This is a genomic window from Myxosarcina sp. GI1 (assembly GCF_000756305.1).
Taxonomy (GTDB): Bacteria; Cyanobacteriota; Cyanobacteriia; order Cyanobacteriales; family Xenococcaceae; genus Myxosarcina.
Genome location: NZ_JRFE01000001.1, coordinates 148297 through 169394 on the forward strand (window position 1 = coordinate 148297; position 21098 = coordinate 169394).

Here is a 21098-nt window from a genome sequence, read left to right on the forward strand (position 1 = left end):
AAAAATTGAACTATGACTCAAAAGCGATTGCCTGAAGGATACGCTTCATCGCGTTCTTTAAAAGACAAGCTGACTGAAGGCGCACCTCTGGCAGTTTTATTGGTGCTCTCTCTTTTGATTGTCTATCAACTGCGCTCGGTTTTAGAACTAATTGCAATCGCTATTTTATTGTCGCTGATTCTACAAACGCTTCTTAATGGTATACATAGAGTGATTAAACAACGGTGGTTGGCAGTTTTGGTTTTAGCGTTCTGCATTTTTAGCGTAAGCGTGCTGATACCAATTGTCATTATCCCCGATTTGTTAAAAGAATTGCAGCAGCTTTCTACCGATTTACCGGCGTATTTAAATAGTTTGACTCAAAAATCGCAACATCTTCACGCTCGGTTTAATTTCGTTCCCGATATTTCTCAAGAAATTGCCCGACTTAATGATTTTGTTTATGGACTATTAACAGGACTCCCTCGATTGCTCGAACAAGCTTTTGGTATTACAATCGAAGCTTTTGCTACCATAATTTTGGCTCTTTATATTACTTACGATCCCAATTTTCTCTCTGGCGGCTTGTTACGACTCATACCACGCCAACATCATCAGCAGGTACGGCATTTATTTAAAAGTATTAGATTGCGTCTTCAAGGCTGGATGAGCGGTACATTACTAGCAATGCTGTTTCTCGGTGTAGGTGTGACAATAGGACTTTGGATTTTGGGCATTCCTTTGCCCTTGCCCTTTGGTTTAATTGCTGGTTTGTTTGAAGTTATTCCTTATATTGGTAGTTTTGCTGGCGGATTTTTGCCAGCGTTGGTAGCTTTTACTATCTCACCGTTGAAGTTAGTTCTGGTGTTAGTTTTATTTTTACTGCTCAACCAAATTGACGCTCATATTTTTCAACCTATCGTGGTCGGGCAACAAGTAAATCTGCATCCAATTGCCGTGATTATTGCAGTTTTGGTCATGGGTCAATTGTTAGGTTTGATTGGGGTTGTTTTTGCCATACCTGCTGCGGTCGTAGTTATGACGTTTTTTGATGAACTTACCTCCAAGCCAAATCCAGAATCGTTTCCAACTCAACCGCCATCGGTTTAGATAGGTAGAAAAGGCTATTACCAAAGTGCGCTGTTAGTTAAAAAGAAATTTTGAGCGGCTTTATTTTGATAAATACAGTCTATATAGGGAAAAGTTTCTATTTACAAGCAATTTTTCAAATCTAAAATGGCAAAGCCATAACAAAAAATTTACAACAGTTTTTGATTGGGTAGACACACTTCAGTATTGCAGAGAATACAAGAGACAGGAGAAAAAAGATTATTAGTTGTATTCTATTCAACTGAAAATGGCAGTATTTTGCCGACACAACATCGTCACAGCTTTGGGATAGGACTGACATAGAGAATGTTTAAGTTTAAACAATTCAGTTAAAAGAGCAGAAAAAATGATTATTTCCTCTAATGTTCGACGGATTACAGAGTATTTTGCCGAAGCTTTCTTAGAATTGTTTGGTCCTAGTCACGACGACTATCCAGCAGTTGGTATCCAACCTTTTTCAGGTACAATTACTCAGAAAAAAAGAAAGCGTAGCATTTATACTTAAAAAACTCCCTCATAGCTTAAATCTATTCACAATTGAGATTTAATAATAACCTTTTTAAGGTCTTCGGTAACGAAGACCTTATTTCGTTTTGCAATGCAATTTCATCAATACTAGCCGTATTAAACTCAATCTGAAAATTTAGCAAATAGACCAACTATGATTGTACGGATAAAATACACCATTAAAATGTTTACTTAGCACAAAAAGTTGTTGCAGTTGTTGTTTTAATTTTTATATTTATAATTACCTATGACCTTTTAATAGATCGACAGGGCGATCGTTAATTTGTAGCGTAGGCAACATCAATTCAGAAAGAAGGTAACGCGCTTCAGCAACAAAGGTGCGAATACCCAAAGCTAGAAATAAACTAAGACTTAAAATCTTAAAAATTTAAAACCAAATATTTTCTGATTGAGATTGACAATTTTTGTTTGTTTTTTTAGTTAATAACATAATTATAAGAAAAATTACATAAATCTAAGCTATCGTGCTATCAAATTGACTAAAGCCAGGCTTTTTATTTTATCTTGATTGTAATTGACACTTTAAAACAAAATACAATTTTAAGCAGATTCAGAAACTATACTGTTTGAGCTTTGCTCGGTCTTACTTTTCCTGAATCCAATACCGATCATTATCAATCCAGGCCAATAAAGATAGGCCAGAATTTCCAAATTTTCTCCGAAAGTATAGAGGAATAAAATAAACAAAATAGCTAACGCCGTTCCTGCATCTTTGTTATTTTGCGCTTTAACTAATAAGAATAAAAAACCTACAAACATCGGAATAGCCAAAGAATAAAAACCAACCGCTCCTTTAACAAAAGCCAGACCTGCCCAGGTATGATGAGAGCCTATAGGCATAAATTCGACTACGTGAGGACCCATTTGCAATATGCCATGACCCCAAATCGGTGCTTCGGTTTCGGCTCGATAGAAGGCAATTTCTTTTAATGCCGCACGAACCCTACTCGATGCCGCTCTCTGGGCTTTAAAATTTTTCCAGAAAGCTGCTATAGCGTTCATTATGTTGGTAGCGAGAATGCCGACGGCGACGCTAGCCCCACCCATCAGCATTAGCATATAAGGACGGATTAACCGCGACAGTACAAAAATAAAGATCGGCGTACTGAGAATACATACCTGTGCCAAACGGGATTTACAAATTTGCGAAAGATAAATCGCACCAATAATTCCATACCAACGCCACTTTTTATCTTTTTCTCGCACTGCCAGAGTAAAATAAACGTTAGCTACAAAACCGAGGGCAGGTCCCCAGGGAGTAAATAGACGTTGCCGTATTTGTCCGTCAAAATCAACTGCATATAAAGAAACATCAAAAAAGATTGGACCTAGTCCTGCACCTACGGCTTTAAGGGGAGAAACATATAAGGTTTCTGGCAACCCTAAGATTGGTGCGAGGATTAGTAGCGGTGAAATTACCAAAGTATGAAAACAAATAACGCAGGCAGCACGATAAATTATTTGCGGTCTTATATTCAGACAGCCCGCCAGAGGATAAAGGGCAATTAATGCCCAACCTTTTGCCCAACCAATAGAAGATTTAATAATTTGGGAAGTAGGAAGATTGTAGTCTAAATGCCCAAAAATTAAAGCCACTTCCATCATCAACATACCGATAATCCAAACCCAGGTAATCCAGGGAATGGTAATTCTTTCAGCTTCGGAAGTATATTCATCTTGCAGCCAAAGTTTGAGTAACAGATAGAAAAATAAAATCCAGGCGACTACCGAACCAACAACGTAAGTTGCACCGAGAAGAAAAGAAAAATACGTCCAGGTCATTGAATACCAAACTACTCGTTCGGGAAAATTTTGCGGTTGAATCTCTTTGGAAAAAATCACTTTACTACACTCCAGAAAGAACTATTCGATCGCTTTTTTAACGATTTGTTTGGAAATTTTTAATAGGGGTTCACGCCACCACAGCAGAGTCAATCCCGCACTTACAAATAGCGAACCGATAAACGCTCCAGCCATTACCAGTTTGGGTTTTGGCGCACTAGGTTCTTCTGGTAGAGTCGGTTCTTCAATAATTTGAATCATGGGGAAGGAGGCAAAAGGATCGCCTTTACTAAGATCGATTTTGGTGAGAGTCGAAGCAAATACTGCCTGAGCTATTTGTAAATCGCGGTCTAGGTTGTCGTGAATAGTTTCTTTTTTGGTTAGAATATTTAATTCTGCCTCCAAGTTGTTGAGTTGTTCTTTAAGAGTTTTTATCTGACCATCTAGTCCTTCTAGCTCTGCATTCATGGTTACTAACTGTACGAATAGATCGCCCCGTTTGACTCCCGAACCATTGCTATTATCTAAATTCAAACGTTCTAAGCTGAGTTGCTCTATTGGGATACCTAATAACTCTTGTCCTCTTGCTAGTAAGGCTTTTAAAGCGGCTTGCCGTTCTCGCCTGGCCTCAATTACGTCGGGATAGTTTGGTCCGCGACTGGGTAAAAGATTGGTTAATAGCGTCGTAGCCTCAGTGTATTCGCTTAAAAGTTGTTGAAATACTCTGTCGGTTTGTAAAACCAAAGCATCGGCTGCCTTTTGTGGTGATAAATCTAAAGTAGTAGATAACTGTTGTAAGCTATCGTTTACCTGCCGATATTTTGCAGTCTCTTCGATTAACTGGTTTTGTAAATTACCTATGTTGCCGATTAAATCTTTTATTTGATCGGAAGAATTAAATCCCGATTCTAACTTGTAATCAGATAGCTTGTTTTGCGCTTCGGTTAATTTAACGCGAGTATCTTCTAAAGCTTGTTGAACTGCTCGATCGCGTTCTTCTTGTTCTTGCGACCGCAAGACATTCAGTCGTTTATAAAAAGCTTGATAGAGTGCCCAAACTTTATCTTCGGCAACTTCGGGACTTTTAGCACCAATTTCTATTTTTAACAGGGTAGTATTGTTAATCAACTCGACATTTGGTTGACCAAACTCAGACTTAGGTATATCTAAAGATTGGGCAGCCGTTTCTAATACTGTCTCGCTAGTCATCATTAGCTTGTAGTTTTCGCGAGGATCGGAATGCGCGCCAAAAGATGTACCGCTAGATGTATTTGCTTGCCCGATACTGGGTAGATTGACGCTAACCCCAGGAGAACCGCCAGCTACATGAATTACAGAATCGCTAGTAAAAGTTAGAGGAGTTTTTTTGAGATAAGAAAGTGCCAGTCCCCAGACAGCACCATTACAAATCGCGCCTACCAGTAAATATCTCAGCCAACGCCATAAAAGTTGATTTCTGCTGGTTTTCTTGTTTTTGATAGTAACTAAGGATTCGGATGATGATGGCATAAACATTTGCTACGGCAAAAATATGTCTTTTATAGGAGTGAAAATATCACCCAGGAATTGAAAAACATCTCTGACGTTAGTTACGGCAGAGTCATAGCAGGCTACACCATCTTTAGGCATCAATAAAGGATTATCGTCATTGTCGTGTGAATTACGCAGCAGTTCTTCTACCCCCCGATCCATGTGCGTTGTTTCCCCAGTTAGGCGATCTACCCTTACTAAAATTGCCCGACGATGGGCATTCGTAGCATCAGTACCACCAGCGCAGTTAGTGGCAATCACCGCCTGACTAAAACGTGCGCCATAGGGAAAAGTAATCCCTTCTTCCATGTTGTTAATCGATGAAGTGGCGTTACTGGTAGAAGGAATGGTCAAGTTAGAAACGAAAACTTTCATCCCAGCACGGGTAATAGCAGAAGGGCGAACTAACTCAGCTTGAAACCGATCGGCACCAGGAACGATAATGCGATCGCCTGCAATTAAAGGTAAATTTTCAATTGGTTCCCCCGTCAACGCACCAGAAAGATCGAAAACTCGTTCTTTGCCATTGCGAATTAAGCGAATTTTTTTGACATTGGCAGTAGGTAGTACTCCGCCTGCTGCCTCAAGAGCATCTGTCAAATTTCTGCGATAGGGAAATTCTCCCGTAATTTGATTGGCATCGGGAGATACTGCCGATTCTTCGGGATAATAAGGAAGATTGATTTGAATTGCTCCTGGTTGAAACACTTCTCCCGCTATGTTTACTGTTATTTGCGACCATTCAATTACCTGAATTGTCATTTGCAAAGTATTGGGCGGAAAAAAACCTCTATTAACTAACGCATGGGCGAGTTTGTGTTCGACATAAGATGGTTCTAATCCAGCTACAGACATCGCACCAAGATAAGGTACTTCTAAATTTCCTTCTTCGTTGACCTCATACACGCGACTAAAATAGGGTTCATTGGGAATTGAAACTTCGAGGCGATCGCCAGGCGAAAGAGGTAGAGCCATAGTCGATGTGGCATTAAACACGATTGTTATAACCATGCTTAAGTAAACGCTAAAGCTAAATTTTTGCCCTACGGCGATCGACATTCCTTTTCAGCCTCCGATTAGAATCCCAAGTATAAGTATCTTTATTACTTCAAAAAAATTCTAAAATTACTCCATTTTTTAATACGATTTTTCTTCTCGTCCATCGTAAATTAGCAGACATTCGTTCGACCACCCTGTTTTTAACTATTTCAAGCGATCGTATTAATTGCCATTGTTGTTTGATAGTAAATTTACGGTTGACAAAAAATAAAGCATCTTTTAAAAGCTTTAGACATTTTTCTAATTTTTATTTAAATCGAGACGCTGTTCGATGACAGAAAAGTTAGTACGTGTTAAAAAAATAAAATAGTCTAAATAGTTTGACAAAAACAGTAGCAAAAAAAAAGCGATTGCAGATAGACCGAAATTTTTTAAACTTAATAAAGACGATCGTAATGAATAACCAATTAAAAGTTTATTTTAAAAAATATAAAAAACTTAGAGTAATTTATCGAGAATTTTATCATAGTTGGAGAAAAGCATCTGTATTACTGTTTGGCTTTTATTTAAAAAAATCTAACTTTAAAGCAATTACTAGAAATGACTTATCGATCTCTAGTCAAAAATATAACTTACAAGAATTCGGCTCAGAAGAACTGGTAAGTTTTGGAGATTTTCATACATTTAAGCCGATTCCCGATCGCATTGCCGCTCGAATATATCCGATGAAAGAAAAAATCGCCAGACCGTTTGTATGTGAAATAGAACGAGCAGAAATAATTGGTAATTTTCCCGTAGCTTTCGATTGCGAAGGAAACTTAATTTTAGAAACAACTCTACCCAGATTTACTTCAGTTGAAGCTCATATTGCTAAAAATGTCTCGATAAAAACTATAATTGCCTCGCAGTTTGGCAAAAAAAATCGACAGCCAGCAATTGAAACTGCCTGCATACTTACCAATCCTTGGAGTAGTAACTTCTGGCACTGGACGGTAGATACTCTAACACAGCTAGAAGGTATCGAACACTATCAACAACAAACGGGAATTAAACCCAAGCTAATTGTAAATTCTAACTTGCGATCGTGGCAAAAAGATTCACTCGAACTTCTAGGTTATGATGAAACCGATTTAATTTTTTGGCAAGACTTTAGACGAACTGTTAATAAATTAATCGTTCCTTCTTTTCGCCGTTCCTATGAAGATCTACACGGAGAAATTTCGGTTAATGCCTGCCAATGGCTGAGACAAAAAATTCTCAGTAATCTTACTAATATAAAGTGCGATCGCCTATTTTCTCCTAAAGTATTTATCTCCAGACGTAAAGCCCTGGGAAGGCGAATTATTAATGAAAACGAAGTTATAGAAGCTCTAAAACCACTGGGATTTGCAACTTATATTTTAGAAGAAATGAGCTATGTAGAACAAGTAAAATTATTCGCCCAGGCTAAAGTAATTGTTGCCCCTCACGGTGCTGGTTTAACCAATCTCATTTTTGCCGATAATCCAATTATTTTAGAATTATTTGGTGCTTATGTCGGTCGAGAATTTGCCAATCTAGCCAGAGGAATGGGCTTTAAATATGGCTGTCTGGGTTGCCAACCTCCCAGAGGAGAAGTACGTCAAAAAGATGGAGATTTGGTAGTCAATATTACTCAATTACGCGATCTTTTAGCATTAATGGGTTCACCAATGAACAATGAGCAGTGAGCAATTACCTCTCCTTCTAATTAGAAAACAGGCATTTGCATGGATGCAAACGTGCTTGTCTATATTCTCTAAGATCGATGATGTCGGACTAGTCAAAGATGTTATAGATGAAGTAGAGCCAAAAAATACCACTACCAAAAGCAAAAGGTAGTGGTAGCAAACGTCAGCTTAAAACGTTTTAACAAACATCAAACAAGATTTCGTTTGAATCAACTACAGATTATTCTTTGTGTAATTCAATAACTCTTCCATTAGTAGCTTGAATTGGACGAGCATTTACTGGAAATAAGTTTTCAAACGCAGCAATTTGCTCTTCCGAAACTTGAGTTTTTTCTACTAACACGTTCCACTTTACGTTTTCACTACAAGGTGGCGTAGTGAGCGAACCTGCATAACTAAAATAAGTTTGATCTTCGGGTAATAGGTCGGCAGCATTAATTGTCACGCCCTCGACCATATTATTTCCTTCTTCTTGAGGTATATTTTCCCAAACTGTATCAATTAAAGGATGTGCTGTTCCTGGTTCCAACATAACGCCAACAACTGCTAACTCCTCTGACTCATTACTATGAACTAAGTGTAATTCCATCGCAGAAGCCTCTCCTGAGATAACATGCTCGCTAGGCGTATGAAAATGAAACTGTACTAGTTCGTATTCTTCTCCATCGATAGTAACAGTACTACCTGGTTCGTAGTTAACTTGAACAGTGCTACCAGTATTTTCCACATCTAACGGAACTGGATTATAGTTAAATTTTATTTCTGCTGGTTTGCCATTAGCAGCATCTTCAATATTTACAGGAGATTGATCTCTTCCCATTTCACATTGAGCAAACTCATTACTCAAGTTATCCCACTTAAACCCCGTCCAGTTTGAAAACTGGAGTTTTGGCTCAAAATCAAATAGGCTGATTAAGAGAAGAAAAATAAGATCGATTTGATGTTAAAAGTAGATTACGCTCGTTGGAATCAAAGCAAAGAGTTATTAAGAACAGAGGCATTGGCTGCCAAACATCCTCGAACAAGAGAGAGACTGATGGCATTGTATGAAATTAGTGAAGGGAAAAGTGCTACAAAGGTAGGGGAACAAACCCGAAGAAATCCCCAAACAGTAATGGAATGGGTGCATCGTTATAATCAAGAAGGTCTCAAAGCCGTCGAGTATCAAAGAACGGGAGGAAGAAACCCTTTTTTTCCGAAACGGTGCGAAAAGATTTAGGGAATCAAATCCAGAAAGCTCTTTTAAGGTCAGCATTAGCACCACAAGAAAGAGGGAGGAAATCTCAAGGGTTTCCACGTTGGACGTTAAAAAGATTCGTCCACTGGCTGAAACAGAAGTGGAAGATAAATTGTTGTCGAGAGACAGTCAGAAAAACTCTTAAGCAGATGGGTTTTTCCTGGAAGAAAGCGAAGAAGTTGCTTAATAAAGGCAATACCGCCAAAAGAGCTGAATTTGTCGAACAAATTACTGAATTATTAGAGGATGCACTTCATCAAAAGCGATTAATTATCTATATTGATGAAGCCCATATACATTTAGATACCGATGAAGGTTACGGTTGGTCAATTCGGGGAGAAAGGTTTTGGGTCAGCTCTAGTTCTCCTGGAAGAAAGAAAGTCTCTTTTTATGGTGTTTACCTCTATAATCAGGCGCAAACCAGAATTTTTCCTTATGAGAAAGCAGAGAAAATTAATACCATTGATGTTCTCAAAAAGTTGCGAGTCGAATTTCCCCAGCAACAAATAACTGTGGTTTGGGATGGCGCACCATATCATCGTGCTAAAGTGGTCACCGAGGCAGCATCAGCAATGGACATCCATCTTCTACAATTACCTGGCTATAGCCCAGATTTTATGCCTGTCGAACATCTTTGGCAATGGCTCAGAGAAGACATAACTTATCATGTTTGTTATGACCAACAACAAGAGTTAATTTCTGCTGTTGCTGATTTTCAGCATCTAATTAATACTACTCCACTGTTTTTAAGCGATCGCTTGTGGGTTAAAAAACACCTCGATCCAGAAGAAGAAAAACTACGGTTTTCAAAGTAGATGCGGTTTAGTTGGATTATTAGCACCACTATAGGACCATTCGGGAGCATCTTCCTGAGCTAAACTCGACGCAGAAAAAGCTACTAAAATAAATACCGAAGGTACAGCAAGAGTTAAAGATACGGCTTTTCGGGCGATTTTGAAAACTTTCATCATTAAAATTAAAACATCAGAAATTTTAATAGGCTTCTTGCACGAATCACTAGATAATTATCTTGGTAATAGTGCAAAGGGATATAACTTGTAAAAGATCTGACAGTCGCTAGTCGCTATTCAATTAATAAAACTATCAAAGCTTCGATTGAGCTAGAAAGCCTACAGAGGTTTCCGATCCGCAGGCATTTATGTCGCCAGTCATGGCTAGCTTTGGGTATGCCAAAATAAACTCGGCATCCCATTCGCTTTAAACTGCACTATCTCTCTGTGTCGTCATTACGGTTCAAACGTTTATACACCACTAAAACTCAAGACATCTCTTAAACTTTAAAGGTTTCCTAAATTAGAACCTGCACTAACACAGTGTTGAGAATTTAAAGACAATCTCTTTTTTATTTATTCATACAAAAGGCCTAATAAATAAAGAATCTCATATTAGGGGTTTAATAGCAACTAAATAAATATTTAAAATAATTACAATTAATAGTTTTTACATGATACGTTCTGCAATTACTAAAGATAGATTTCAATAGTTAAGTTTAAATAATACATTTTAGAAAACCTAATTGATAAATTTTTAGATCTTACCGCATTATCACTAAAGAAATTTTAAAACTTAATTTTTTTGGACTATTCTAACTAGACACCAAGCAAAAATTTAAATCACTTTATTTGTATGCTGCCGTTGTTGCCGCTTCTATTCGTTGATTTACCAGGTTTTTTCAATCACTGCTTATTGCCAACAATATTTCACAAGTTAAATAAGAAAAACAACAATATTTAAGAAAAATAGTCACGGTAGATTGTATAATATTTACGACCGTGCTTATTATTTTCTAATAAACAAAAAAAAAGCGGTCGCCCTAAAAACTGTCTGTCGAACACAAATAAAAATTAAAAGATAACAGTAAAGCGATTGAGATAAAACTGTACTAATTAATATTACTAACTACTGTATAGATCGGGGGTTAAATAAACAACTTCTCCGTATGTTACCGATTGAATTTTAAGTTGTACTCAATCGTGAGTTTTAAACAAGTTATGGAAGCATTGATAGCTTAAAAGAAGCAAAGAAGCAAGTTAGCAGTGCGGCTTGTTGGGTGCTACTTAAAGCTTTACTTATTGCAATCGATCGCACTACCCCTGTATGTTTGCCTCGTTCATCTTTCTTTTAGTTGAACGGCACGATTGAACCGATTCATGATGGCGGAAATAATCAGGTTAATTGTGAGGTAAGTAACCATAACAATTAGCAACATTTCTACAGCTTTGCCTGTTTGATTGGCGATGGTGTTAGAAATTGCATAAATATCGTTATAGCCTATAGCGATCGCCAGACTGGAGTTTTTAGCCAAATTGAGAAATTCGCTAGTTAAAGGCGGAATCATCAATCTCAAAGCCTGAGGAAATACGACTAACTGCATGACCAGATTAGGTTTTAAACCTAAAGCTCTCGCTGCTTCCCACTGACCTTTGTTAACTGATTGAATGCCCGCTCTCACTACTTCGGCAATAAATGCAGCAGTATAAATACTCAAGCCAATTAGCAAGGTAGCTAACTCTGGCGAGAGGCTAATGCCTCCTGTAATTGAATTTCCTGTAAATTGAGGTATTAGCCAGTCAATACCAAACCAGAAAACTAACACGGTAGCGATCGCAGCAATTGCTATCAACCACCACCATTTGGCAGCCGATACCCCAGCTTCGACAGCTTTTATCCCCCTACGCCAAAAAAGTATGGCTGAGATAATCCCCAGGGCGATCGCGCCAACTGCCAGCCAAGTTCGAGCAGTTGCTGCCAACCAAGGTAGATCTAGCCCGCGATTGGTCAGAAATATTATGTTGCCAAATACTACGGGACGTTCTATTCTTGGCAGCCTTAGAAAAACGGCAAAATACCAGAAAAATAGTTGTAACAGTAAAGGCGTATTGCGGAGAGTTTCGACATAAACAGTAGCTAGCTGACGCACGAGCCAGTTATCGGACAATCTGCCGATTCCGATAGTAATTCCTAATAGCAAGGCGATAATAATGCCAAAAAACATAACTATCAGCGAATTAATCAGTCCGACTAAAATCGCACGGGTATAGGGATCGGTAGGACTGTAGCTAATGGGCGGGTTGCCAATGCCAAAAGAAGCGGAACGGGAGAGAAAGCCAAACCCAAAGGTAAGATTGAGTCTTTGAAAACTATTGACTAGATTGTTGCCCAAATAGGCGATCGCCGCAATAACCAATACTAGAACTAAAATTTGTCCTGCAATTTGAATTATCTGGCGATCGCGCCAAAAGGGAATTTTTTTTGCTGTCATCGGCAGTCTTTCCTAGCGGAATGGGGGAGAATACATCAAGCCGCCGTTAGTCCACAAATCATTAAGCCCTCTCTCTAATTCAAAAGGCTGACCGATGTTGCGATCGTAAACTTCCCCGTAATTGCCTACATGTCGGACAACTCTAGCAGCAAAATCATTGGGTAGTCCCATATCTTCACCCAAGTTGCCTTCTTGACCGAGAAAGCGTCTAATTTCAGGATCTTCAGTTTCGGCGTAATCGTTAATATTTTGCGAATTAATACCCAGTTCCTCAGCTTCAATCATCGCGTAGGTAATCCACTTGACCGCATCAAACCAGCGAGCATCACCATCAGCGACCAAAGGTCCTAAAGGTTCTTTCGATAAAACCACACCTAAAACTTCGTGTTCGTCTGGGTTGGCTAAAATTGCCCGACGAGCCGTAAGTTGCGAGCGATCGCTGGTAGCTACCCCACAGCGTCCTTGTTCGTAAGCTGCATAAAGGGCATCGACATCTTCAAAAACTACTGGAGTGTAGTTAACCCCAAGCTTACGCATTCTATCTGCCAAATTTTGTTCGTTAGTGGTTCCCGACAACACGCAAACTGATTTTCCTTCCAAGTCTGCTAATTCTCGAACGCCGCTACCTTGAGAGACTAATAATCCTTGCCCGTCATAAAAAGTAGTAGGAGCAAATTCCATTCCTACCGAAGTATCGCGGCTTAGAGTCCAGGTAGTATTGCGACTGAGCAAGTCTACTTCACCAGACTGTACGGCAGTAAAACGCTCTTGGGCGCTAAGATCGCGAAATTCTACCATTGTCGGATCGTCAAATAAGGCTGCTGCCACTGCCCGACAAAGATCGACATCTAAACCAGAATATTCACCATTTTCGTTAACAAAACTAAAGCCTGGAAGCTGACCGTTTACGCCGCAGACTAAGTTTCCTCGTCCGCTAACCGTACTCAAAATACTATTACCACCAGCAGCTTCACCTTCACCATTGTTAGCAGTATTCTCTTCACCGCCACAGGCACCTAAAGTAAATAGTAAAGCTCCTGCTAACAGAAAAGAACTAGTTTTTTGAGCAAAAATATTAAAATTTGTCATTATCTGTAGATTTAATCGGATTTATTCTGCCTGAGTTGAATTTGCTAGTAAGTATATATCGACATTAGAGCAATTTTAGAGGTTGAAAGATAATTCTTAATTGTGGAGTTTATTAATATTGTTTGGGCGATTTTATTCAATAGCCGCATAAAATTTCACTATTGCATTAGATCTTAGTTTTCTAAGATACCTTAGAGATATACATAATAGTGGTTATCAAATTAACAGACCTCAATCGCGAATTAGAAATTAACTATGGTAACTAATCTTCTCGACCTAAGCGAACATCAATATCGCATTGAAAGTGAATTAGGAAATAATCGAGAGGGAGGACGTATTACTTGGAAAGCTACCAATTTGGCTACAGAAGAACTGGTAGCTATCAAACAGTTTTGCTTTGCAACGGCTGATTCGACTTGGTCTGGTTATCGAGCATACGAACGTGAAATAGAACTGCTCTCAAAATTAGAACATTCTGGTATTCCTAAGTTTATCGATAGTTTGGAAACCGATAATGGTTTTTGTTTAATTCAAGAATATATAGACGCACCAAACTTAAGTGATTTTCGACAGTTAAACTTAGAAGAAACCAAGCAGGTTTTATTGCAAATTTTAGATATTTTAATTTATCTCCAGCAGCAAAATCCCTCCGTATTTCATCGCGATCTCAAACCAGAAAACATTTTAATCGGCAATCGCCTACACGTCTATTTGGTTGACTTTGGCTTTGCTAGCTTGGGTGATAAAGAAGCTTCTGTAAGCAGCATCCTCAGAGGAACACCAGGATTTATGCCCCCAGAGCAAATATCTAAGCCTACTACCGCTTCAGATCTTTATAGTTTAGGTGTTACAGCTATTTGTTTGCTAACAGGAAAAAAAAGTTGGGAGATTAGCGAACTAGCTAGTGAAGATAATCCCTATCAGCTTCAGTTTAAATCTCATTTACCTCCCTTAAACCGTCAATTTGTAAGCTGGCTGGACAAAATGGTGCAGCCACAGGCTAACAAACGCTTTGCAGATGCAGCTACAGCTAAAGCCGCTTTAGAAGCGATCGCGCTACAGCCAAGTGAAAATAGTAGTATTGTCAAAGTCAATTTAGATCGCCTATTGCTAGCTACTAAACCTACTTTTTCTCTTAACCGTCCTACAAAAAAAGCTGTCTTAGGTACGTTTACTCTGGCAGGTTTGAGTGCCTTTGGCGTTGCTGCGGTTAATTTTGCCCTCCATCATCTCGATCGCACTACCGTTAATTTGGCAATTTTTTTACTCTCAGTGGTAGTAATTACCGCGATCGAGTTAGCCGCTACTACCATTGCCGCTACTGAGGAAACGACGAGCAGATCGGCTATAACTATAGCCGTTGCCATACCAGTGTTGTTAGTAATTATTGCCGCGATCGTACTAGGCAAACAACCAGCAGTAGCGATTTCAACCGCAATTGCGATCGCCGAAATATTTAATTTAAGCTATTGTTTGCGGCAACATTTGTTTGAGGGAGATAGCCTGTTAACCATAGCTTATTTCCTCACCACCATTTTTATCGGAGTTGGTGTAGGATTTGAGTTATTTTTATAACGTTTGTTTGCCAGTTCTCGATCTATTCCAATTTTTTTAAAAGAGTTATTATAAAGTATTGACATCAGATATAAATCCGTAGCATAACGTGATGTTGTGGAGGCAACAACATTGGACGAACTAAATTCAGTACTGGAATTGGCTACAGAAGAAGAATTGCAGCAGATCACCCAGATTCTGTTTCGTCGTCGCTTTAATCCTTTAGATTATTGGCAAACGCCCGAACCTATTTACGTTCAAAGTCAAGATTGGGATTCTTGGCTCACTTCATTAGATCGGCGATTTCGCTATCTTGCTGCCGATGGTTTTACTGTATTGCGAAACCGAACTCAAGAATTGTCTTATCGACAAATACTGATCCAGGTTTGTCATTATCTCAAGATTCCCTATTCTCAGCAGATGAATACTACCAATATTGAAGCGGAAATATTTTTGCATTTGGTAAGTAAAGCTTGGGATAAACTACCTGCTGAGGAACAATTGTCTCTACAACAAAAAATTGGTACATCTTTGGCGACAGCCAATCCACCTGAAGCTTTACCCGTTCAGCTACAGCACGATCCCCTCAAGATTTTGCTTAAGGGCAGCAGTATTTTTGCCGTCAATTCTCTACTTAAAACTTGGCTGTTAAAACACATTGCCCAGCAGTTTGCCATCCATTTTGCTACCTACCAAACCGCTAAAGCAGCATTAATTAAAGGGGGAACGGTAGCGGTTGCAGGACTGCAAAGTCAGTTAGCCTTGCAGACAGCAAAACGAGGTATGGCGGTGAATGCAGCGCGTTACGGGGTGACTAGAAGTGTGTTTGGTCTGATTGGTCCGATAATGTGGGGCTACTTTGTTGCCGATTTGGGCTGGAAGGCGATCGCTACTAATTATAGTCGCGTAATTCCGATTATTTTCACCCTGGCGCAAATACGCTTGACTCGCGGCGAATATTGGGCAACGGCTTAAGAATCTTGTAGGTAAATTAGTTTTAATAGTTACTTAAAATTCATTACTGTCTTATTAAGATGCTCAAACCAGATGTCTTTAACATTAGCTAAATGGACTATAGACGAATACCACCACATGATTGAGACGGGTTTACTAGACAATCGCCGCGTGGAATTACTAAAAGGGGAGATCGTTGAAATGTCGCCTGAAGGGGAAGCCCACGCATATTTTAGTAGTGAAGCAGAAGATTATTTAAGAGGTTTACTTGGTAATCGCGTTACAATTCGCTCTGGCAAACCAATTACACTTCCCGACAGCAGCGAACCCGAACCAGATATTGCAGTCGTTCAAAAGTTAGGACGAGAATATTTAGCTCATCATCCCTATCCCAAAAATATTTTTTGGTTAATAGAATATGCCAACTCTAGTTTGGAAAAAGACTTGAATATAAAAACCAAAATTTATGCAGAGGTAGGGATTAAAGAATACTGGGTGATAAATCTAAAAAAAAGACAGCTAATTGTATTTAGAGAACCACAAGAAACCGAATACGCTTCAAGATCGACTTTAAATACGGGAATAATTTATTCTCTAGCATTTCCCGATGTTGCTATTGAAGTAAATGCAATTATTAATTAGGTAATAAAGATACAAAATAAATATTTCTCCGCAAATAAATTATTCTACGATCTCTGTTTTGAGATATTTATTAAGTTTATTTGCTATTAAAACAATTTCTTCATCATCCAATCTAAATGACGTAAAAACTCTAAGATCGTATTCTATATCGGAAACCAAAAATAAGATAGTTGGAAAACAAGCTGGTGAATCTGTATGAACTTTCAATATTTTCAAGCTATTAACTTCTTCTGTGTGTAGCAACAAAGAATTGGCTTGTTTATCTAAAGTACGAGAAATACAAATTTGTTCGTTATTGACATTTATACGAGTAGAATTAAAAAATAACTCTTTCCAAAAAAAGTTAGCAAATACAACACCACCAAGCCAGGGAAACAAAAAGAAAACTAAAATAATTGTGTATATAGGCTCAGTAGAATAAATTCCATAAGCGATCGCAGACAGGGGAAATAAAAGAATAAGGTTCATAACAATTAAAACAATTGTCATATAGTTATTAAACCTTGCTGGTGGAATTATAATTTCTATGCTGTCATTGTTTTCTAAAAAAGTTAATTTACCAATTTTAGTTTTTTTCATAGGCTAAATAGCGTAAACTCAATCGACCTTTTAACTTTTCTAACATACTGAATATTATTCGCACAAAAACTATAAAATCTAGTTCATCTTTTGTAGAATTAAGGCGATCGCTTTTTAGTTAGTGAATAATAGACGACCAAAATTAGATTGGGTTTGGAGATGTTTGCAGTTTAGCGTTTTAGCGTTGCCGTTGTTTCCTGCTTTGGGAGAGGTAGGATTAGCGGTAGTTTTGGTTTGGGTTTGGCGATCGCGCTATCGTCAAATAATTAGGTTTCCACTCAATTGGGGATTGGCAGTTTTAAGTATCTGGCTGATTGTTTGTTCGCTCTTTGCTTATCGTCCTCTGGAATCTTGGCTGGGTTTGGCAAACTTTTTACCTTTTTTTGCCTTATTTGCAGCTTTAAACGTATTGATAAAGAGATCGCACCAGTTAAGACAGTTAGCTAGATTGCTAGTTATTCCTTCTCCAGCAATAGTTATTTTAGGTTTGGGACAACTATATCTTGGCTGGCAGACTCCTTCCTGGTGGCAGACTATTTTTGGCTGGGGTTTGGTTGCTGTAGGGGAACCAGCAGGAAGAATGTCATCGGTGTTTATTTATGCTAATTTTTTAGCCGTTTATCTAACGACCGCTTTTACTCTCTGTTTGGGACTGTGGCTGGAAACCTGGCAGCGGTGGCGATCGAAAAGAACTTCTAGATCTGGCTGGATCTTATTTGCACTGACGGCGATCTTACTTATTAATAGCGTTGGCTTAGTACTAACTAGCTCTCGTAATGCCTGGGGAATAGCTTTTTTTAGCGCGATCGCCTTTGCTATGTATGCTGGCTGGCGGTGGTTGGTTGGCTCGATAGCTGCTATAGTAACTGTCATTTGTTGGGCGGCTTTTGTTCCCAATTGGGGTGGAATATGGTGGCGTAAAATCGTTCCTGTATTTATTTGGGCGAGACTTTCAGATCGCATGTATCCAGATCGCCCCGTAGAAACTTTACGTCTGACTCAGTGGCGGTTTTGCTGGAATTTGATTAAAGAACGTCCTGTAATTGGCTGGGGTTTGCGTAACTTTACCCCTCTCTACGAAGCTAAGATGAATGTTTGGTTTGGGCATCCTCATAGTTTGCCGTTGATGCTGGCGACAGAAACGGGGATAGTTGGGACTTTGTTGTTGCTATCGATTGTCGGTTGGGTAATGGCAAAAGCAATATGGTTGTTAAAAGAACCCAAAAAAACTATAGTTAGCGGCGAACATTCGATCTTGTTTACCTACATGGTGGCATTTTCAGGTATTATTTTGTTTAATTTGTTTGATGTTACGATATTCGACCTGAGAGTAAATACTATCGGTTGGATCTTATTCTCGGCTATTAGTGGCGTTGTTTTTAAGAGCGAGCGTTCTAGCGATCGCTCCGTTCGATAATCGTCTCGGTGCAAATATAATCTAGTCGAATATCCCAGGGTTCTATAGGTAACTGGGGTAAATAAGCAAAATCGTAGACAATGCCAATTGTAGGGATCTGCGACCATTGAGGAGAACTTAACAGGCGATCGTAAAACCCGCCACCGTAACCCAAACGATATCCTTGGCGATCGCAAGCTACAGTGGGAACTAAAATTAAATCTACCTCTGAAGGTTCGACTAGAGGCGCGTCAATTAACGGTTCTTGAATACCGTATTTACCCTTGAATAGGGTTTCTCCAGGTTGCCACCAGTGCCATATTAAAGAAGCTTGCTCGCAGCGCGGGAAACCCCATCTTTTAGGAGTACTAAATAGCAACTCCAAATTGGGTTCTTGCCGAAAACTGAAGTATGCCAAAACCGTGTTAGCTTCGGTAAATAAAGACCAAGCTTGCAGGCGATCGCATATAGCCAGACTTTTTTGTTGCCATTCTTCTATTGAAAGCGCTCGCCGTTTTGTTAACAAATCGCGACGCAGAGCGATTTTATCTAACTGAGACATTTAATCATATCATTAAACATTAAGCATTTAACATTTATCGTTTGTAGTGTTCATTGCTCATTGCTCATTGCTCATTGTTCATTGTTCGTTGTTGAATCTGAATAGCCTAACACTTCTACTAAGTTTCCCGTTACTTGCTGAAAGTAATTGAGGGTAGAACTATCGAAATAATTTTTCCAATCACCTACTATTCCTTTGCGATAGTGGCTGTTAATATCTTCTTCGCCATGTTTGCGTCCTCTGGTTAATTTTTCAAATTTATTTCTTTCCCACAGAGTTCGCAGTTCCTCTTCTGGCATTGCAATTTTTAAATAGCTAAACAGTTTTTTCAGAAAAGAATAATTGCTGCTGACCAAATCCTCATAACGGAAAATAGCGATCTTATTTTCATCCTCGTCAATATTCATCCAAGACCTTTGAGTCTCAAAGTAGCCAAACTCCTCTAAGCGATCGATAATATATCTCAAACCATCACTAAAGTCTAGTTTTTCAAGATCTTGGCGTAATTTAGGGATGACGCTGATTAATAAATGTGAATATTTAGCGGAAAAATACCAGGAAATAACGGCATCTCTAGGATCTCTCAACACAAAAAATGTTTTATAATTTGCTGGTTTGGCAATACCCGAATAAGTTGGATAGTCTATATATAAATGGGTGCCAATTGTTTTATCAGGCAAAGCTCGATCGAATGAAGCATACCGCAGTCCCAACTGAACGTAAGGATGAGTTACCAAACCAGTATACTTATAGAAAGTTGGGTCGTCGAAGATAGATCTAAACCATTGACTCGCTGTTTTTTGGGTACAACAATAGTAAATATTGTCATAAGGCGAATGTCGAATAATTTCGAGACTAGAGAACCTAACCTTCATGGCTTGTTGATAGCAATCGCTCGCTGCCTTGCCTCTATCTTGTTGTTGCAGTAAATTGCCAATCGCGTAATGTATATTTGCTGCTTCAGGCTCGTACTCTAAAACCTTTTCATAGCAGGCGATCGCTTCTTCTAGCTTACCTCGTTCTTGTAGTACTACCGCCAAATTGTAATGGGCGATAGCTAGATCTGGCTGTAAAGCGATCGCCTGTTGATAATAAGCTATAGCAGTCTTAGGTTCTCCTGCGGCTTTTCGAGTCAAACCTAGTTTGTTACTTTTTGCGGCATAGTATGCTCGTTCATCTAGCGATAGTTCATCTTGGAGATGAAGTAAACCAGACAAATTAACTTCTGCTTCTATACAGTTGGGTTGAATACTCAAAGCTTGTTGATAGCAAGCAATAGCTTCTGCTACTTTACCTTGCAGTTGACGGACGTAACCTAAGTTATTGTATACGGCGACTAAATTAGGTTGAAGTTCTAAAATTTTAGAGTAGCACGCTTCGGCTTTTGGTAAATTAGTTACAGCGTAATAAAGATTGCCCAAACTAAACAATATTTTAAGAGAGTTGGGTTGAATGCTCAGAGCCTGGCGAAATATTTGCTCTGCGGTTGAGAAATTTTCAATTTTTTGAGCTATCAGTCCCAGTCCGTAAAGAGCCTCACAAGTTTCAGGCTGACGGTCGAGAATTTGTCGATAAATTTGCCCTGCCTCATCAAGGCGATTATCTTTTATATGTTGCTCTGCAAGCTTAAGCATTTCGGCTTCTGTTGCTTCGGACATAAGATTTTTTCCTCCCAATCTCTCAATCGGAACCGTAATTAGAAGTCGATTGTAAAATCGGATAGTTTTAACCCGAACAAATTTAGAAGGAGCAAAAATAGCTCGTTCTTTCTGTTGCCATTTTGCTGCAAAAACTATAGTCCGAACTACAAAAGAAAATTTTTAACTGCTATTTTGCTTTTGCCTTTACGACTGTAAAAGCGTAGTTATCTTTTTCTTTAGATTTAGTTTTTACTTTTACTCGATCGAAGCCTGCGTAATAAACACCAACACTTGCATAAGGATCTTCGCCGATTGCTAACGCCGTTCCTTTGCCCTTAGCCATAGTTTTTTTGCTCTTGTTTTTGAGAATAACATCTGTCTCAGTCAAAGTATAACTATTATCGCCAGTGGCAGATGCATTAGCAGTAATGTCTAACACGGAATTACCACCTAAAATTGTCTTTTTGTCTGTAATCTGTTCGAGATATGAGAGATCGGCTATCAACATTTTTAGAACCTCTATAG

General features: G+C 38.9%; 20 protein-coding genes and 1 pseudogene. 9 read left to right on the top strand and 12 right to left on the bottom strand.

All coding sequences use genetic code 11. The annotated features are described in order from the left end of the window. The first annotated feature begins 12 nt into the window (after nucleotides 1-12). Both KV40_RS00630 and KV40_RS35555 read left to right on the top strand, forming a co-directional pair. Nucleotides 13-1089, top strand: coding sequence for an AI-2E family transporter (locus KV40_RS00630; RefSeq protein ID WP_052055219.1), 1077 nt, complete (start codon nucleotides 13-15; stop codon nucleotides 1087-1089). Between the two features lie 346 nt (nucleotides 1090-1435). After that, nucleotides 1436-1594 carry a hypothetical protein gene (locus tag KV40_RS35555; RefSeq protein ID WP_172657209.1) on the top strand — a complete coding sequence of 53 codons (159 nt, stop codon included), beginning with the start codon at nucleotides 1436-1438 and terminating at the stop codon, nucleotides 1592-1594. 273 nt (nucleotides 1595-1867) lie between these two features. On the opposite strand, the pseudogene KV40_RS37135 reads toward KV40_RS35555, so the two are convergent. The 4 genes and pseudogenes from KV40_RS37135 to KV40_RS00645 form a co-directional block, all read right to left on the bottom strand. Further along, nucleotides 1868-1984, bottom strand: a pseudogene (locus KV40_RS37135) (signal peptidase I); the annotation flags it as partial. Nucleotides 1985-2157: 173 nt separating this feature from the next. Next, nucleotides 2158-3456, bottom strand: coding sequence for a capsular biosynthesis protein (locus KV40_RS00635; protein ID WP_052055230.1), 1299 nt, complete (start codon nucleotides 3454-3456; stop codon nucleotides 2158-2160). Between the two features lie 24 nt (nucleotides 3457-3480). Next, the gene (locus KV40_RS00640) at nucleotides 3481-4908 is read right to left on the bottom strand and encodes a hypothetical protein (RefSeq protein ID WP_052055220.1); all 1428 of its coding nucleotides are present in this window, start codon (nucleotides 4906-4908) and stop codon (nucleotides 3481-3483) included. Between the two features lie 9 nt (nucleotides 4909-4917). Continuing rightward, the gene (locus KV40_RS00645) at nucleotides 4918-5988 is read right to left on the bottom strand and encodes a polysaccharide biosynthesis/export family protein (protein WP_081942700.1); all 1071 of its coding nucleotides are present in this window, start codon (nucleotides 5986-5988) and stop codon (nucleotides 4918-4920) included. Between the two features lie 395 nt (nucleotides 5989-6383). Between KV40_RS00645 and KV40_RS00650 the strand changes: the two genes are divergently transcribed. Further along, nucleotides 6384-7637: a DUF563 domain-containing protein gene (locus tag KV40_RS00650; protein WP_081942701.1), complete on the top strand. Its 1254-nt coding sequence runs from the start codon at nucleotides 6384-6386 to the stop codon at nucleotides 7635-7637. Between the two features lie 220 nt (nucleotides 7638-7857). Here KV40_RS00650 and KV40_RS00655 read toward each other — a convergent pair whose 3' ends face one another. Continuing rightward, nucleotides 7858-8484, bottom strand: coding sequence for a carbonic anhydrase (locus tag KV40_RS00655; RefSeq protein ID WP_256381097.1), 627 nt, complete (start codon nucleotides 8482-8484; stop codon nucleotides 7858-7860). Between the two features lie 93 nt (nucleotides 8485-8577). Between KV40_RS00655 and KV40_RS00660 the strand changes: the two genes are divergently transcribed. Continuing rightward, nucleotides 8578-8856 (top strand): helix-turn-helix domain-containing protein, encoded by a 279-nt coding sequence (locus KV40_RS00660; protein WP_036476788.1) that lies wholly within the window; start codon nucleotides 8578-8580, stop codon nucleotides 8854-8856. Further along, nucleotides 8841-9689 carry an IS630 family transposase gene (locus KV40_RS00665; RefSeq protein ID WP_072013741.1) on the top strand — a complete coding sequence of 283 codons (849 nt, stop codon included), beginning with the start codon at nucleotides 8841-8843 and terminating at the stop codon, nucleotides 9687-9689. The genes KV40_RS00660 and KV40_RS00665 overlap by 16 nt, the downstream gene beginning before the upstream one ends. On the opposite strand, the gene KV40_RS34480 is transcribed toward KV40_RS00665, so the two are convergent. From KV40_RS34480 to KV40_RS00675, 3 genes are all read right to left on the bottom strand, one after another. Continuing rightward, nucleotides 9681-9845 (bottom strand): hypothetical protein, encoded by a 165-nt coding sequence (locus tag KV40_RS34480; RefSeq protein WP_156113893.1) that lies wholly within the window; start codon nucleotides 9843-9845, stop codon nucleotides 9681-9683. The genes KV40_RS00665 and KV40_RS34480 overlap by 9 nt on opposite strands. A gap of 1160 nt (nucleotides 9846-11005) precedes the next feature. After that, on the bottom strand, nucleotides 11006-12157 hold the full coding sequence (locus tag KV40_RS00670) for an amino acid ABC transporter permease (protein WP_036476793.1): 1152 nt from the start codon (nucleotides 12155-12157) through the stop codon (nucleotides 11006-11008). A 12-nt stretch (nucleotides 12158-12169) separates the two neighbouring features. Then, nucleotides 12170-13246, bottom strand: coding sequence for an amino acid ABC transporter substrate-binding protein (locus tag KV40_RS00675; protein ID WP_052055222.1), 1077 nt, complete (start codon nucleotides 13244-13246; stop codon nucleotides 12170-12172). Nucleotides 13247-13501: 255 nt separating this feature from the next. On the opposite strand from KV40_RS00675, the gene KV40_RS31695 reads away from it, so the two are divergent. The 3 genes from KV40_RS31695 to KV40_RS00690 all read left to right on the top strand — a co-directional run bounded on the left by KV40_RS31695 (nucleotide 13502) and on the right by KV40_RS00690 (nucleotide 16396). After that, nucleotides 13502-14821, top strand: a complete 1320-nt coding sequence (locus tag KV40_RS31695; protein WP_052055223.1) for a serine/threonine-protein kinase — start codon at nucleotides 13502-13504, stop codon at nucleotides 14819-14821. A 111-nt stretch (nucleotides 14822-14932) separates the two neighbouring features. After that, on the top strand, nucleotides 14933-15775 hold the full coding sequence (locus tag KV40_RS00685; RefSeq protein WP_036476795.1) for a YaaW family protein: 843 nt from the start codon (nucleotides 14933-14935) through the stop codon (nucleotides 15773-15775). Nucleotides 15776-15847: 72 nt separating this feature from the next. Beyond that, entirely contained in the window at nucleotides 15848-16396 is a 549-nt protein-coding gene (locus KV40_RS00690; protein ID WP_072013742.1) for a Uma2 family endonuclease, read from the top strand. A 39-nt stretch (nucleotides 16397-16435) separates the two neighbouring features. Here KV40_RS00690 and KV40_RS00695 read toward each other — a convergent pair whose 3' ends face one another. Continuing rightward, nucleotides 16436-16975 (bottom strand): hypothetical protein, encoded by a 540-nt coding sequence (locus KV40_RS00695; protein WP_036476800.1) that lies wholly within the window; start codon nucleotides 16973-16975, stop codon nucleotides 16436-16438. A gap of 121 nt (nucleotides 16976-17096) precedes the next feature. Here KV40_RS00695 and KV40_RS00700 point away from each other — a divergent pair, with 121 nt between their 5' ends. Then, nucleotides 17097-18392 (top strand): O-antigen ligase, encoded by a 1296-nt coding sequence (locus KV40_RS00700; protein WP_036476803.1) that lies wholly within the window; start codon nucleotides 17097-17099, stop codon nucleotides 18390-18392. Here the strand turns inward: KV40_RS00700 and KV40_RS00705 are convergent. From KV40_RS00705 to KV40_RS00720, 3 genes are all read right to left on the bottom strand, one after another. Beyond that, nucleotides 18370-18933: a 5-formyltetrahydrofolate cyclo-ligase gene (locus KV40_RS00705; protein ID WP_036476806.1), complete on the bottom strand. Its 564-nt coding sequence runs from the start codon at nucleotides 18931-18933 to the stop codon at nucleotides 18370-18372. The genes KV40_RS00700 and KV40_RS00705 overlap by 23 nt on opposite strands. Nucleotides 18934-19004: 71 nt before the next feature. Then, nucleotides 19005-20591 carry a tetratricopeptide repeat protein gene (locus tag KV40_RS32920; RefSeq protein ID WP_072013743.1) on the bottom strand — a complete coding sequence of 529 codons (1587 nt, stop codon included), beginning with the start codon at nucleotides 20589-20591 and terminating at the stop codon, nucleotides 19005-19007. Between the two features lie 169 nt (nucleotides 20592-20760). Then, nucleotides 20761-21081, bottom strand: a complete 321-nt coding sequence (locus KV40_RS00720; RefSeq protein ID WP_036476808.1) for a hypothetical protein — start codon at nucleotides 21079-21081, stop codon at nucleotides 20761-20763. Nucleotides 21082-21098 lie beyond the last annotated feature (17 nt).

What these genes read in the sequence shown, in the direction of transcription:
- KV40_RS00630 (WP_052055219.1), top strand. Translation starts at nt 13, where the DNA reads ATGACTCAAAAGCGATTGCCTGAAGGATACGCTTCATCGCGTTCTTTA.
- KV40_RS35555 (WP_172657209.1), top strand. Translation starts at nt 1,436, where the DNA reads ATGATTATTTCCTCTAATGTTCGACGGATTACAGAGTATTTTGCCGAA.
- KV40_RS00640 (WP_052055220.1), bottom strand. Translation starts at nt 4,908, where the DNA reads ATGCCATCATCATCCGAATCCTTAGTTACTATCAAAAACAAGAAAACC.
- KV40_RS00645 (WP_081942700.1), bottom strand. Translation starts at nt 5,988, where the DNA reads ATGTCGATCGCCGTAGGGCAAAAATTTAGCTTTAGCGTTTACTTAAGC.
- KV40_RS00650 (WP_081942701.1), top strand. Translation starts at nt 6,384, where the DNA reads ATGAATAACCAATTAAAAGTTTATTTTAAAAAATATAAAAAACTTAGA.
- KV40_RS00660 (WP_036476788.1), top strand. Translation starts at nt 8,578, where the DNA reads ATGTTAAAAGTAGATTACGCTCGTTGGAATCAAAGCAAAGAGTTATTA.
- KV40_RS34480 (WP_156113893.1), bottom strand. Translation starts at nt 9,845, where the DNA reads ATGATGAAAGTTTTCAAAATCGCCCGAAAAGCCGTATCTTTAACTCTT.
- KV40_RS00670 (WP_036476793.1), bottom strand. Translation starts at nt 12,157, where the DNA reads ATGACAGCAAAAAAAATTCCCTTTTGGCGCGATCGCCAGATAATTCAA.
- KV40_RS00675 (WP_052055222.1), bottom strand. Translation starts at nt 13,246, where the DNA reads ATGACAAATTTTAATATTTTTGCTCAAAAAACTAGTTCTTTTCTGTTA.
- KV40_RS31695 (WP_052055223.1), top strand. Translation starts at nt 13,502, where the DNA reads ATGGTAACTAATCTTCTCGACCTAAGCGAACATCAATATCGCATTGAA.
- KV40_RS00690 (WP_072013742.1), top strand. Translation starts at nt 15,848, where the DNA reads ATGTCTTTAACATTAGCTAAATGGACTATAGACGAATACCACCACATG.
- KV40_RS00695 (WP_036476800.1), bottom strand. Translation starts at nt 16,975, where the DNA reads ATGAAAAAAACTAAAATTGGTAAATTAACTTTTTTAGAAAACAATGAC.
- KV40_RS00705 (WP_036476806.1), bottom strand. Translation starts at nt 18,933, where the DNA reads ATGTCTCAGTTAGATAAAATCGCTCTGCGTCGCGATTTGTTAACAAAA.
- KV40_RS32920 (WP_072013743.1), bottom strand. Translation starts at nt 20,591, where the DNA reads ATGTCCGAAGCAACAGAAGCCGAAATGCTTAAGCTTGCAGAGCAACAT.
- KV40_RS00720 (WP_036476808.1), bottom strand. Translation starts at nt 21,081, where the DNA reads ATGTTGATAGCCGATCTCTCATATCTCGAACAGATTACAGACAAAAAG.